10 protein-coding genes are annotated in these 14,143 nt (G+C 39.6%); 6 read left to right on the top strand and 4 right to left on the bottom strand.

Features of this window, described 5'->3' with window-relative positions; translation table 11 throughout:
- The first annotated feature begins 29 nt into the window (after positions 1 to 29).
- The gene (locus DK924_RS10100) at positions 30 to 1,187 is read left to right on the top strand and encodes a benzoate/H(+) symporter BenE family transporter (protein WP_109875062.1); all 1,158 of its coding nucleotides are present in this window, start codon (positions 30 to 32) and stop codon (positions 1,185 to 1,187) included.
- A 146-nt stretch (positions 1,188 to 1,333) separates the two neighbouring features.
- On the opposite strand, the gene hemH is transcribed toward DK924_RS10100, so the two are convergent.
- From hemH to DK924_RS10120, 4 genes are all read right to left on the bottom strand, one after another.
- Positions 1,334 to 2,353, bottom strand: coding sequence for a ferrochelatase (gene hemH, locus DK924_RS10105; RefSeq protein ID WP_109875063.1), 1,020 nt, complete (start codon positions 2,351 to 2,353; stop codon positions 1,334 to 1,336).
- Positions 2,354 to 2,431: 78 nt separating this feature from the next.
- Entirely contained in the window at positions 2,432 to 3,769 is a 1,338-nt protein-coding gene (locus DK924_RS10110) for an HD domain-containing phosphohydrolase (RefSeq protein ID WP_010389515.1), read from the bottom strand.
- 239 nt (positions 3,770 to 4,008) lie between these two features.
- Positions 4,009 to 5,418 carry a sensor histidine kinase gene (locus DK924_RS10115; RefSeq protein WP_109875064.1) on the bottom strand — a complete coding sequence of 470 codons (1,410 nt, stop codon included), beginning with the start codon at positions 5,416 to 5,418 and terminating at the stop codon, positions 4,009 to 4,011.
- Positions 5,415 to 6,599, bottom strand: coding sequence for an FIST signal transduction protein (locus tag DK924_RS10120; protein ID WP_109875065.1), 1,185 nt, complete (start codon positions 6,597 to 6,599; stop codon positions 5,415 to 5,417). The genes DK924_RS10115 and DK924_RS10120 overlap by 4 nt, the downstream gene beginning before the upstream one ends.
- Positions 6,600 to 6,808: 209 nt before the next feature.
- Between DK924_RS10120 and DK924_RS10125 the strand changes: the two genes are divergently transcribed.
- The 5 genes from DK924_RS10125 to arfA all read left to right on the top strand — a co-directional run bounded on the left by DK924_RS10125 (position 6,809) and on the right by arfA (position 13,910).
- Complete coding sequence (locus tag DK924_RS10125; RefSeq protein ID WP_109875066.1) at positions 6,809 to 7,387, top strand: response regulator; 579 nt, start codon at positions 6,809 to 6,811, stop codon at positions 7,385 to 7,387.
- A 3-nt stretch (positions 7,388 to 7,390) separates the two neighbouring features.
- On the top strand, positions 7,391 to 9,400 hold the full coding sequence (locus tag DK924_RS10130; protein ID WP_109875067.1) for an EAL domain-containing protein: 2,010 nt from the start codon (positions 7,391 to 7,393) through the stop codon (positions 9,398 to 9,400).
- The gene (locus DK924_RS10135; RefSeq protein ID WP_055011569.1) at positions 9,397 to 10,554 is read left to right on the top strand and encodes an HDOD domain-containing protein; all 1,158 of its coding nucleotides are present in this window, start codon (positions 9,397 to 9,399) and stop codon (positions 10,552 to 10,554) included. Before DK924_RS10130 ends, DK924_RS10135 begins: the two co-directional genes overlap by 4 nt.
- Positions 10,555 to 10,992: 438 nt before the next feature.
- Positions 10,993 to 13,521: a TonB-dependent siderophore receptor gene (locus DK924_RS10140; protein WP_109875068.1), complete on the top strand. Its 2,529-nt coding sequence runs from the start codon at positions 10,993 to 10,995 to the stop codon at positions 13,519 to 13,521.
- Between the two features lie 188 nt (positions 13,522 to 13,709).
- Positions 13,710 to 13,910 (top strand): alternative ribosome rescue factor ArfA, encoded by a 201-nt coding sequence (gene arfA / locus DK924_RS10145; RefSeq protein ID WP_109875069.1) that lies wholly within the window; start codon positions 13,710 to 13,712, stop codon positions 13,908 to 13,910.
- Positions 13,911 to 14,143 lie beyond the last annotated feature (233 nt).

Raw genomic sequence — 14,143 nt, forward strand, 5'->3', positions numbered from 1 at the left:
TAACATTAGGGTTTCTTAATGAGGGAATTATGGCAGGGACTGATCAGTTACTTAGTCGCACTATGGCGGGACTTGTTGCCGTTATTATTGGTTTTTCAAGTTCAATAGCATTGATTTACCAAGTGGTGATCACTTTAGGTGGCACACCTGAACTAGTGGCAAGCTGGATATTAATGCTGGGCTTGGTAATGGGCAGTACCTCTATTGTGTTGTCGTTTTATTATAAAGTGCCTATTTTAATTGCATGGTCTACCACTGGAGCTGCATTACTAATTTCAAGTGCTCAAGGCTATAGCCTACCTGAAGCGATAGGTGCATTTATGCTCTCAGCCTTATTGGTGCTGGTGTCGGGAATAACGGGGTGGTTTGAAAAAATCATGAACCGCATTCCCAGTGAACTGGCTTGTGCCATGTTAGCGGGGGTATTAGTCACATTTGGCATTGATGTGTTTAACTTTATGAACGATATGCCATTAGTTATTGGTTTAATGGTGGTGGTGTACTTTATTGGTAAGCGCTTTTTTGCCCGTTTTGCGATGCTAAGTGTGTTGCTAGCGGGTATATTTTTAGCGTGGTATATGGGCAATATCGATACCAGTACCGTGCATTGGCAAGCCAGTAGTTTTACTTATATTGCGCCAAGCTTTAGTTTGCAGGCATTTGTAAGTATAAGTATTCCTTTATATATAGTAACTATGACCTCACAAAACTTACCCGGTTTCGCTATTTTGAAAGCATATAATTATAAGGCGCCTATATCATCGTCATTAACTGTGACCGGGTTAATAAATTGTGTGACGGCTCCCTTTGGTACCTACTCTATTAATCTAGCAGCCATAACAGCGGCTATTTGTATGAGCGAAGAGGCTGATAAAGACCCTGATAAGCGTTATTGGGCAAGTATTGCTGGTGGCGTGTTTTACATAATTATGGCGTTATGTGCGGCTATGTTAGTGGCAATTGTGGCAAGCCTGCCACAGGCCTTAGTATTGGCGCTGGCGGGTATTGCTTTGTTTGGCACTATTGCCAATAGTTTGCAGCAGTCTTTGCATAGTGCTGAATATACTGAAGCGGCCATTATTACTTTTTTAGTCACGGCCTCAGATTTAACTTTATGGTCGGTGGGCTCTGCCTGTTGGGGAATAATTGCCGGAGCAATCACATTATTAGTGACACGTAAGCGCTAAGCGCAGCTTTGAGTTATAAGTTGTCAGCTATCAGAAAGTGATACAAGAGAAAGCGCGAGATATACTCGCGCCTACAAGCTTTCACCGCACTTGGCTAATCTCCAGCTGAACGCTGAGAGCTAAAACCTAACCGCTGCTCTCTTTTTTTATAGCATTGGCTTTAACACATCAAACATGGCGTCGATGTGATCGTCACGATCATTTAGGGCTGCAATGTATCGGTATTTTTCGCCGCCAGCTTCTTCAAAAATTTCGCGGTTTTCACCTTCTAATTCTTCAAGTGTTTCAAGGCAGTCGGCGCTAAATGCAGGGCTAATAATTGCGATATCTTTAATGCCTTCGCTAGGTAAGCTCTCAAGGGTTGCATCTGTGTATGGTTTTAACCATTCAGCTTTACCAAAGCGACTTTGAAAAGTAGTGATCACTTTATCTTTGTCTAGCCCTAGTTTTTCAACCACTAAACGCGTGGTTTGCTGGCAGAGGCAGTGATATGGGTCGCCATTATCTAAAAACTGTTTAGGCATACCGTGGTATGAAAACACCATTTTTTGTGGCATTCCGTGTTTTTCGAAATCTTCGCTAATGCTGTTAGCGAGTGACTCTAGGTAGGTTGGGTTTTTGTGATACCCATTTACAAAGTGCAGCTCTGGCACCCAGCGCCATTTTTTTAATACATTGGCAACCGCATCAAATGTGGAGCCTGTGGTTGGGCTTGAATACTGCGGGTAAAGTGGCAGCACAATAATACGGGTTAAACCTTTGTCTCTAAGCTCTTCAAGGCCCGCTTCGATTGATGGATTACCATAGCGCATCGCCATAACCACTTCGGTGTTGGTATAGCCATGGTGTTTTAATAAGGCATTTAATTTAAGGCTTTGCTGGCGTGTAATGTGAGTAAGCGGCGAGCCATTTTCGGTCCATATACTTTTATATAATTTAGCTGAGCGTTTTGGGCGAATACGCAAAATGATGCCGTGAAGAATGATCATCCACACTATACGTGGTATTTCTACAATACGCGGATCTGACAAAAACTCACGTAAGTAAACACGTAACGCGCTTGCTGTAGGGGCATCGGGGCTACCTAAGTTGGTTAATAAAATACCTGTTTTTTGGTTAAAACGCCCGTCGTGGGGATTATCGGTAACGGCAGAAAATCGCGACACTGTGTGCTCCTTCAAGCAATATATTTGAAAGTAACTATTATGGCTTAGTATAACGAATAAAAGAGCATTTTAGATCAATCATTTAGCCGTTTTAACCATAATTCTAAACGGAGTCGGCTTTTTGGCTTCGAGTTGCTGTAGTTTCACAATCGATTTTGAATTGAAAACGTGCCCTTTAGGTAAAAGCATAATACCTGTATGGCTGTGCAGTGAGTTTGCCAGTGTCATACTCTCTTCAAGTTCTTGAGCGCAAATTACTTTAATCGAGCCAATAGACGTGTCTGAGGCCATAAGCTGTACATGACTTGCCTCAAGCGATTTTACTATTTTTGGATGATATAAGCTGCCACTACCAAGCTTAATATTATTAAGTGCCACCTCATGACGCATTTTTGTAGTTAATAATGGATCGCTTTGCTCATAATGCTCCCAGTAATCGCGAGCAACGCTGAGCACCATAGCCCCAATAGGAATATCGTTTTTAGCAAGCCCTTTGGGTATTCCTTGGCCGTTGTAGCGTTCGAATTGATGATAAATTGCATCAGAAACATCGCTTAAATGCGTTGCAGGCATGAGCATTAATTGTGAAATACTCGGGTGGGTGTAAAACGTTTTGCGCTGTACTTCATTGAGTTCGTTAATAGGTTTGTTGTAAAGCTCAGGGTCCATCGCAAGTAAACCAATTTGAGCTAAATACCCTGCAATAGGCGCAAGCGTAATACTTCTTTGCGATACATTAAGGTAACGCGCTATTTGCGTGCATGTGCCGGCAATATTCTCTGCTCTTTTACCATCGAGATACGGATTTGCATTAATAAAATTATAAAGCAGTTCAACAGTAGATTGATGCTCTCGTTTTTCACTTTCATTAGCGACTTCAAGTTTTTTCAGCACGCTTCTAATTTGTTTTGTTCGCTTGTCGACGAGTTGTTCTAAATTAGTATTAAGTTCTTTTAGCTGTTGATTTTGTTGATTTACTTGAAGTTGTAAAATTTCATTTTGTTTTTTTAGTCTAAACTTTTCTACACCCGATTGGATAACGCTAATTAAGTGATCATTTTGCCAAGGTTTTTGCACATAGGCATGAATGCCTCCTTCGTTAACCGCACTTATTGTTGACTCTAGATCGGAAAAACCAGTTAATAAAATACGCTGGCTATCGGGAGCGATTTTTCTCGCTTTAGCTAAAAACTCCGCCCCACTCATATGTGGCATACGCATATCACTAATAACGACGTCAAATTCCTTTGCATGCATTTTTTCAAGTGCATCTTGGCCACTGGTTGAAACACTCACATCAAATTTATATTGGCGTAATAAACGAACTAAAGATTTAAGCACATTGGCTTCATCATCTAAGCATAAAATACTCGGTGGTTGTTGATTTAATTGCTCTAATGGGTCAATGTCCGTCATTTTTTTACCAATAAGAAAGTGTATTAAATGGCTAAAGTTAGTCTAAGTTTTGCTTGTAAACAACTGATTTATTTAAGCCATATCAAGATACTGTACTTTAGCAATACGTAAATCACAGCGGATAGGATTAAATACCATAGCGCAGTACCTTGGTTTGCAAATATTTTAACTATATTACTCTTAAAGTTAACGATGATTATTTCAGCTTACTTACACAAAATCAGTGCTGTAAATAGAGCTTATTCAATCGGTTTGTTAGCATTTAAAATAGTGAGTACATCGTCAGTTAGTTTGGGTTTTTTAGGTAAGGTAATATAAAAAACAGTACCTTGGTTTAACTGGCTTTCAACTCGAATTTGACCACTATGCTGCTCTATAATTGCTTTGCTTATAGCCAGCCCTAACCCTGTGCCTTGGCCTATTGGTTTTGTAGTATAGAAAGGGTCAAAAATTTTATTTAATTTGTTCTCATCAATTCCACTGCCATTATCGGCAATAGTTATATAGGCATTTTTTTTATCGGCTTTAGTGGTAATACTGATCACTCCAACCTTGTCGCAAATGGCTTGAGCGGCGTTAAAAAATAAATTTAAAAATACCTGAGAGAGCTGGGTTGAACGCCCTGTGATGATAACGGGTTCTGTGTTGTAGTGTTTTTCAACGTTGGCGTTGTATTTAATTTCGTTCCAGGCAACACGTAATGTGTTATCAATGAGCTCGGTTATATCAATATCGCCAATTTGGGTTTGATCCGGATGAGCAAATTGCCTTAACCCTTGAACAATCTCCTTAACTCGATCAGCCCCTTCAGTCATTTCAGCAATGATATCGCTTGAGTCTGTTTGTAATTCATCAAATTGGTAATGCTGTAGCGTATCTACTAATGTTTGCTGCGTTATGGCTTTTTCTGCTTTGAGTGTGTTAATTAAATGACTAAATTGCTCAAGGTTGTAAGCCAAATTTTGGATATTACTAACAATGTAGCTTAAAGGGTTATTTATTTCGTGTGCAACGCCTGCCGCCATTTGCCCTAACGAAGCCATTTTTTCAGAGTTGATTAGCACTTGTTCAATGTTGCTTTGTTTTTCCTCCATTTCTTTTTGTTTCACAAGTAAGTTTCGTTTTTCAAATTGTGAAATCGTATTCCCTGCAAAACTGACAAAGCGTTGCATTAAAGTAATATCGTGCTGATTAAACGCGCCAATTGTTTCAGAAAAAATATAGAGCTGGTAGCTCTCTGTGCTGGTACTTACTGGAGTGGTGAGCATTGCATGCTGCGAATTCCAAAAAGGATCGGTTACTTGCCAATTAGGAAGTTGGTGTAAGTTAAACACATTTTTAATGTTTCTATTCGGTTTATCGAGAGCTGTAAGCTGGGTAATTATTGCATCGCTATGAGGGTGCGATGCTGTAACTAATGTAGATAATTCATCACTGGGATTTATTTTAATTAAAATAGCCGCAGAAAAAGAGATCGCTTGTTGCAAAATATTAAAAAACTCAGTGAGTAAGGTTTCTGTGCTGTCGTTTTTTAAGATTGCATCTAGGCCGTCTAAAATCAGGCTGTTAAAGGCACGGTTTTCTTCAAGTGCTAAATTATGAACCTGTAATAAATGCAGTTTTTCTAATAGTATTTCGTTGGTAGTCATACAGAATCACCAAATATTTCGCATGAGATCATTAAGTTACCGTGCTTACTAGTTGAGTCGCTAAATGTGCCAAGTTCTCCAAAGGTAAAGCCCATAATAAACGGTGTGTTGGGTAATTGTGCTGCAATAGAGTGTTTTACTTCTTGCATTGCACTTTGAATAGATAACATGCAGCCGCCACAAAAAATAATAATAGCGCCCTTTATATTTTTTATTGCATGTAAGTCTGCCAGTTTGGTCAGTGAAGAAACGACCATATCGCCTCGTTTTATTAATTGTTCAGGGCTTCCCGAAGCAAGATAAACAGTATCGCCAACGCTTAAATTTGAAAATAATTCTAGCGTGCCATTTTCAGCTACCGCTGGGTGGCTTAGCAGCAGCCTAGGAATATCATCATCAGAGGAAAGGGCTCTAGCCAGTGGGGTCATCGTTGATTGGGCAAGTATATTTCCCGCTTTTAACTGTTCAAACCCTATGTTTTTTCGCCACAGATTATAAACATCAAAGGCGGGCTGGTTATTGATAGTATTTAATATGCGACCATCAACGTTTGTAACTGTACCCAGCTGGTCGGTTTTATCATAGCCTGAACTATAAAAGCCGAATGTTTCTACCGAGGGGTATAACACTGCAATAATAAAGCCTTGTTGGTATACATTTTTAGTATCGCTAAAGCACCACTTTGCTGAAATGTCGTTGTCGGCACAACTTCCTCCAAAAACAGGTATACGCTGCCCGATAGCATCTTGAATTCCTTGTAATACCAACTCCTCATTACCTGGAACTTGAAAACACCAGACCATTTTTGGGGCGAGTCCAGTTTGGCCTGCATTAGCAATGGCTTCGAGTACGGTTTGAGCAGCATTTTCTCTTAGATTATCGGTTACATTACAACTTGCAACACCATAATGACCATTTGGGTCTTTAATCGAGAATAAACTAATGCTGTGCTCATTTAATGAGAGGGTTTGCTCGGTTGATGAACCAAGGCATGATGAGATAAATAAACCGTTTTGAGTGTTTTCTATCAAGCTTGGCTGGTTGTTGCAAAGGTGCTTAATGGTATCTGTTGTTGCAAACCCAAGCAGCAAATCAGGGCTGTTGTTCGTAAACTGATTTACAGGTTGGATAAATTGATCTATATCGCTGCCGTGAGTGTGAAAAGTATCAATGGCGAACATAGATGCCCCTTGGTGATAACGATAGCCACAATTGTGGGTGCTTTTAACTATTAATAATAGCTTAGGATTTATTCTAGACTATTCTTGAATAGGGTGTGTTATTGAATTAGCTGCTAATAAATGTCATCTATGTCTTAAGTGTCTCATTTGTCGCCTTGTTATTAAATTTATGTTAATGTAAGTTTAAAATCAAGTTGAATTTTATTAGCATGCTAAAAACATTAAAGCCAAGTGAGATTGCTCGTTACTGCGATGTTCACCAACGAACGGTAAGCCGTTGGATTAACGCGGGAGATTTAAAAGGGCATAAGCTGACTGGTCGAGGCAATTATAGAGTGCAGGTAATTGACTTTATTGATTTTTTAGTCAGACATAAAATGCCAGTTCCACAAAGTTTGTCGCACAAGCCACAGGTCTTAATTATTGACGATGAGGCTAATGTTCGTTCTGCAATTAGGCGTGTTTTAAAACGAAGTGGTTTTGATGTAGTAGAAGCCGCAGGCGGGTTTGAGGCTGGTACGTTAATGCACCAGCGAAAACCAGAGCTGATAACTGTTGATTTATCTATGCCGGGACTAAGCGGCATTGAGGTCATTCGTTTTATCCGCTCTTGCGAAGAGTTTAAAGATATTAAGGTGTTAGTAATTTCAGGGATGCCTGAAACTCAACTAATCGATGCAGTTAATGCCGGTGCTGATGGGTATATTTGTAAGCCATTTAGTAACGATACATTGATAGACAGTGTGAATATTTTATTTGGTAAAAATAGAACTCTTCTTGGGGTGTAAATAGTGGCTTTGCGAATTTTATTAGTAGACGATGAACTCAATGTATTGAAGTCTTTAAAACGAGTACTTGTTCGTTCTGGTTATGATGTAATAACAGCATCCACTGGTTTTGAGGCGCTTGAAATATTAGCGGCTAATCAAGTTGAGATAATCATTACTGACTTTAGAATGCCAGAAATGAACGGTGCTGATTTATTACGGCAGGTTAAAAGTCGCTGGCCCGATTGCGTAAACTTAGTGCTAAGTGGATATGCTGATTTTAAGTCTGTAGTTGAGTTATTGAATCAGGGATTGGTATTTCGTTTTTTAGAAAAACCATGGGTCGATAGTGAACTACTTGAAAACATTAGCGAGGCGCAAGTAAAATATGAACAGCGCCGAGCTAAAAGAGTAAGAGATCAGTTATTAATGGGCAGCATGTCTGGCCTAATAGAAATAGACAATAACGGCATTATTAATCGTTTTAACGCGCCTGCCGCTGAAATCATTCCTGATATTCATTTATACGAAAACAAACACCTCGCCCATTTAGATACAGCTCAAAATAAAGCGGTAAGCCAGTCTTTTATTGACAAGCAAAGCAGTACACTTTTTATTAACTATGCACGCGCCTCTGATCTAGCGAAAAGCGAAGAAATTATGATAGAGCGTTGTTTAAATGATGATTCTTTCCAACTTTTGAAGCTATCAATTAATTCAAACAGCTTGAGTAGTATTTTTCAACTTACCAGAACACAGTCGGTAGTAACCAACGAGTCTGACTTTTATCATCATTTAACGCTGTGTGAAGCGAACAAAGAATGTTATGCCTTGGTTTATATAGGTATCTCGCAGTTTCAATTAATTAATGATTTGCTAGGGGGCGAAGATGGCAGCCACCTTATAAAATTGGTTTTGGATGTGCTAAAAGGCGTATCAGAAAAAGCGGTCAAAGTTCTTCATAAGAGCGCCGATAGGTTCGTATTATTTGTTCCTGAAATTAAATCTGATAGTGAAATTTTAACCGTTCTAAATAAGGCGATGAATGATCTGAAAAAAGCACTTCCTAGTAAATATACCGATGCCCATGTGCAGCTTTATGGTGTGTATGGTTTGTTTCCTGAGGATAGTTTAGAGGGAAAAGAGCTCGTTAATCAAATGCAGTTGACGATGAATTACCAAGTAGGTGATCAGCAGCGTATTTGTTCTCGCTTTGACCCTCAGCTGGTCGCAGATTATAAAAAGAACTTTGATTTAAGCCGTTTATTATTAACAGCGGTAAATAAAGATGAGCTTTCATTACGCTTTCAACCAAAGGTTGATACTAAAACAGGCCAAATATTTATTGCTGAGGTGTTAATTCGCTGGTATGAGCCGAGTAAACATGGCTGGGTAGCGCCAGCTCATTTTATCCCGATTGCTGAATGCGATGGTCAAATTATCTCAATAGGGCGCTGGGTTATTTCTCAAAGCTGTAAAACACTAAAATACTGGGCAGACAACAAAACAGGGGTGGGTGTATTAGCAATTAACTTGTCTGCTAGGCAATTAAAAGATGATCCGGATTGGATTGACTACATGCTCGAGTGTTTAAGCAGCAATAGTTTAGAGCCGTCACAGTTAGTTTTTGAGTTAACAGAAACTTATCTAATCGAAGATTTTACTACCTGCGAACAGCAATTAATAAGGCTAAGATCGTTGGGGTTTAAGCTATTAATTGATGACTTTGGTGTAGGTTATTCATCACTTGGCTATCTTTCTAAGCTCCCTGTAGATGGCGTTAAACTAGATAGAACCCTTATTACTGATATTGAATCGTCTTTAGCGATGCAAAGTATGATTCGTAATATTACGCGTATGTCGCATGATCTAAATTTAAAAGTTGTTGCTGAGGGGGTAGAAACAGCCTATCAATGTGAATTAATTAAAAAGTTAGGGTGTGACTACATACAAGGCTATTACTACAGTGAGCCTTTAGAGCAGGATGATTTTTGTAATTATTTAAACCATTTTAATTCTCAAGGTGCGCAATGAGTTCGATAACGGTCGTCATACTAGACGATGATGCTTTTTTATTAAAAGTATTACAAAGGACTATTCATCGAGCCTATCCAGAAGTTGATATAATGACAACCTCTGATATTGATGAATTTTGGCAGCTGCTAAACACTAAGCAAGACTTAGATTTAGTATTAAGTGATTATTTAATGCCGCAAATGAATGGATTGGATGTTTTAGAGCAATGCTCTTCACAAAACCCCTACCCAGTCAGAGCATTACTTACTGGTGATATGACATTGAGCACCATGATGCGACAACCTAATGTTGTGCATGCTTACCTTGCTAAGCCGTTTAATGAAGCAGATATAACCGCGCTTTTTGACAATGTAGCGGCGTTAAAGTCGTTACCTTTTGCTTTTAATGTGCGCAGGCAGTTAGGGGCAATGATCAGCTTCCCTGTTTACCCTCTTATTTTAAAAGAACTCAGAGACTTAGTACAAAGCGATGAATTTGATTTACATGATATTAGCCATGTTGTCTCTCAAGAGCCAATAATAACCGCTAAATTGTTGCAACTTGCAAACTCTGCTTATCTTGGCTTTATAAGGCCTACCTCGTCAATTGATGAAGCTGTGTCGAGGCTCGGAACCACTATATTAATGGCTATCACCACTTCTTTATTGGTTGCCAAAAATTTTGAATCGTCTATTCCTGTTGATGTGCATGAAAAGCAATTAAATATAGCGGCGAATTACGCTAGTTGTGTTAAGCGTTTTGCAAAGCAAGCAGGTTTTAACTTACATGATCAAGAACTATTATTTTCAGTGGCGTTATTGAGTTTTGTTGGCAAAATTATTTTACTGTCTCAAGGCGAAAGTGAACCGCCAGATGAACATGCGCAAACCATCAACAATGGATACGTGAGTGCCAATTTTATTTCGGCCTACGTTTTAAAGTTATGGGGATACGACACGAAAATATGTAACTTACTGATGAGTTGCCATGATTTAGCTGGTACTGATGATAATGAGTTAACTCTGTTTAATCATATGTTGTATATTGTTTGGCAAATTATTTTTGATGAACAAACTCCCATGCAATTACGTGCATACTGTGACTCAAAAGGCGTAGACCCATTACTTTGCCATGTTATTAGTGAATTTGATTGGCAGAGTTATACCTCTTAAATAGACTCTGTATAAAATAACATTTAAAAACGGGCAGTATTACAAAACCACCTATTTATAATTTCCTCTGAGTTCTCCTTCTTCTCTTTATTATCTACTTTAGTCTAATAAAAACTGCATAAAATATCATTATAAGTACGTTTTATCACCAGCTTGGTTTAAAAAACGTACAACCACGTTGTTTTTAGTTCTTATAAATATAACTTTATATTTAACATTGTATTAACTTGTGGTGGTGTGATATTAAATTGCCACTTTGGTTGTATTTTGAGCTCTTAAAGGTGTTATTTTCCTGTTTTTAAAGTTATTTGCATTTTTATGCTAATTTTATCAAGTTTTTGTTTATTTTTGTTTGTGTATGTTGCTAGGATGTTGGCAAGGGGATACACGAATATACCCCACACACATTATAAGAATACACAAAACAGGGTCATCATTATGTCAACATATCGTTTAAACACCTTGGCTGTAGCGGTTGCTTTTGCCTTCAGTGCGCCAAGTATGGTTAATGCACAAGAAGCGTCAGCTAAAGCTGAAAAAAATATCGAACAAATATCTGTTTTAGGATCGCGAGTTTCAAACCGAACTGCCACTGAGTCGTCATCACCTATTGATTTAATTGACGCAGATGATTTAAACAAAGGCGGCTTTACCGAGCTTGGGCAGAGCTTACAGGCAACGGCGCCGTCATTTAACTTCTCACGAACACAGGTTTCTGATGGTTCTGATTTATTTCGCCCTGCTACATTACGCGGCTTACAACCAGATCAAACCTTGGTTTTAGTCAACGGTAAGCGCCGTCATAATCAATCTATTTTTGGTTTAACAAGTACTGTGGGCGGCGGCTCTGCGGGTACTGACATGAATGCGATCCCGCTTATTGCTTTAAAAGGGGTTGAGGTGTTGCGTGATGGTGCGGCGGCGCAGTATGGCTCAGATGCAATTGCAGGGGTTATCAACTTATCACTTAATAACTCAACAGATTTAACCACCGGGTACGTACAATATGGCGAAACGGCAGAAGGAGATGGAGAAACAATTTCAGCCGGTTTAAACCGTGGCTTTGAATTAGGTAATGAAGGCGGTTTTATTAATTTATCGCTTGAGTACCGCGATGCAGATAAAACTAACCGCGCAGAGCGAGATACGGGTGGGTCACTTAATGTTGCACCAGGTACTTTATCGGACGAAGTACGTTGGGGACAAGGTAATGCAGAAAGTGAATTCACTTCGGTATTTTACAATATGGCGTTGCCAATGGGTGAGGGGGAGCTTTACTCATTTGGTGGTTACTCTGAGCGCACGGCACTAGGCAACGGCTTTTACCGTAATTTTAATGAAGCGTCTAAAAACGTAACGCAAGTATACAGCGACGGCTTTTTACCGCAAATCGACAATGAAGCACAAGATATTTCGGTAGCTGTTGGTTTTAAAGGTGAAATTAACCCTGATTGGACCTACGATGTTTCTGCTGTTTACGGTGAAAACCAATATGATTTTACCTCACGAAATACTTTAAATGCGTCATACGCGGCGGAGTATTTATTTAATAATCAGGGTGCAAGCGATGCCGATATAGCCGCGAATGCTGGCCCAACAGAGGGTTATTCGGGTGGATTTAGATTTGATCAAACAACGTTTAATGCAGATATAAACGGCATTATTGATATTGGTCGCAGTGAGCCTGTTTATGTTTCAATTGGCGCTGAATACCGTAAAGAAAACTATGAAATTGTACCCGGTGAAGAAGCATCATACGCGTGTGGCACAGCCAACACGGATACATCATACCCATCGGTGAACGATCCGAGTCAATTTGCACAATGTGGCTTTCAAGCTTATAACGGCCTTCGTCCTGAAGCTTCAAACAAAAGCGATCGTGATAGTTACGCAGTATATGTAGATGCAGAAACCATGTTAAGCGATGCATGGAATGTGAGTGGTGCCCTTCGCTATGAAGATTTTTCGAATGCGGGTGACGACATCATAGGTAAAGTAGCAACACGTTATGAATTTAATGATGACTTTGCAGTACGTGGTGCCTTATCAACGGGCTTTAGAGCGCCATCATTACAGCAAAGTGGTTACACTGCGTTTACCACTAACTTAGGGTCTGACGGCACGTTAAGTCAGTCGTTTACAGCGACAACGGGCTCTGCATTTCCTGCTGCTTTAGGCGTTGATACATTAAAGCTTGAAACATCAACTAACTACAGTGCCGGTTTTGTTTACGATGTGACCAGTGATTTATCGTTAACGGTGGATTTTTACCGTGTAGAAATTGAAGACCGTATTACATTAGGCAGCTTGTTATCGGCTGATGATGTGGCGTTTAGTCCTGAGGCGGTTGCTGCTCTGCAAGCAACGGGTGCAGTGCAAGCGAATTACTTTTCAAACTCAGTGAATTCAACCACTCAAGGCGTGGACATTATTGCGTCATACCGCACTGATTTATATGACGGTAATTTTTCTGCTACGTTTGCGGGTAACTTAAACGAAACTAAAATTGATAGTGTGAATGCAGCTCCCGGCATTCCAAAAAGTGTAGCACTTGATGACATTCAAAGTAGCTTTTTAACCGACGGACAACCGGGTGAACGTGCAACGCTTACCTTTGATTATGAGCGTGATGCCTACAGCGCAATGATCCGCTTTAATTACTTTGGCGAAACTGATGTGAAGTACTTTGGTAATGACCATATTGAGCTTGCAACAGATGGCTCGTTTAAAGCGACGAGTACCGTAGAGACTGCAGTACTCGTAGATTTAAACGTAAGCTATGAAATTAATGAGATGTTTTCGTTATCGGTTGGAGCAGACAACGTATTTGATGAAACACCGGATGAGCTAGGTGATGATGAAGTACTAAATGCTATCTCAAATGGGGCATTTAAATACCCGTTACGTGCAGTACCATACGGTTTTGATGGCCGTAGTTACTATGCAAAACTAAGCTTTAGTTTTTAATTTTAATTTTTAATTTTTAGGTTAAGTTAAACCAGCAAAGGCGCCGTTTTAAACGGCGCTTTTTTTATGCTTGAAAAAATTGAAAAAGACATTAAAAATGGTTGCATGCTTGAAAATTAAGCATACAATCGCCATCAATATCAGTGTGGGATATGTATCCCTCTCATTTTACTAATAGGAAAAAACAAATGGCTAAAAAAGGCAAAGCAAAAGCGGTTAATAAATCCGAAGTAGACACCGGTCGAGGAGTGATAAAGCACAACGCATTGGCGGCACTGGTAACCTCTAAAGTATTTAAACCGCAAGTGGTTAAAGCTAAAAAAGGTAAAGGTTCGTTTAAACGTAACAACAAACATGCAGGACAAGAGTCCTATTTAATCGCGGCTTAATTAGCACCGATCAAATAGGGCTTTTGACTTACCGAAATAAGGCTGACTTCGAGCTAAGAGCTTCGGGTTTCGAGTCACGAGCAGCGAACACAACCTAGCACCTTTAGCCTTCTCTTTCCGCGCAGCGTCTCATGATCTCTTTTTGAATTAATCACTTAAAACATGTTTGCACAAAGAGAAGTGAATGAGGAGTAAATGAGAAGGCAACGGGCCTCGAGTGACGAGTAGCGAGC

The organism is Pseudoalteromonas sp. meg-B1, from assembly GCF_003173795.1.
Classification (GTDB): Bacteria; Pseudomonadota; Gammaproteobacteria; order Enterobacterales; family Alteromonadaceae; genus Pseudoalteromonas; species Pseudoalteromonas undina.

Coding starts and splice junctions, on each gene's coding strand:
- DK924_RS10100 (WP_109875062.1), top strand. CDS start 30: ATGGCAGGGACTGATCAGTTACTTAGTCGCACTATGGCGGGACTTGTT.
- DK924_RS10110 (WP_010389515.1), bottom strand. CDS start 3,769: ATGACGGACATTGACCCATTAGAGCAATTAAATCAACAACCACCGAGT.
- DK924_RS10115 (WP_109875064.1), bottom strand. CDS start 5,418: ATGACTACCAACGAAATACTATTAGAAAAACTGCATTTATTACAGGTT.
- DK924_RS10120 (WP_109875065.1), bottom strand. CDS start 6,599: ATGTTCGCCATTGATACTTTTCACACTCACGGCAGCGATATAGATCAA.
- DK924_RS10125 (WP_109875066.1), top strand. CDS start 6,809: ATGCTAAAAACATTAAAGCCAAGTGAGATTGCTCGTTACTGCGATGTT.
- DK924_RS10135 (WP_055011569.1), top strand. CDS start 9,397: ATGAGTTCGATAACGGTCGTCATACTAGACGATGATGCTTTTTTATTA.
- DK924_RS10140 (WP_109875068.1), top strand. CDS start 10,993: ATGTCAACATATCGTTTAAACACCTTGGCTGTAGCGGTTGCTTTTGCC.
- arfA (WP_109875069.1), top strand. CDS start 13,710: ATGGCTAAAAAAGGCAAAGCAAAAGCGGTTAATAAATCCGAAGTAGAC.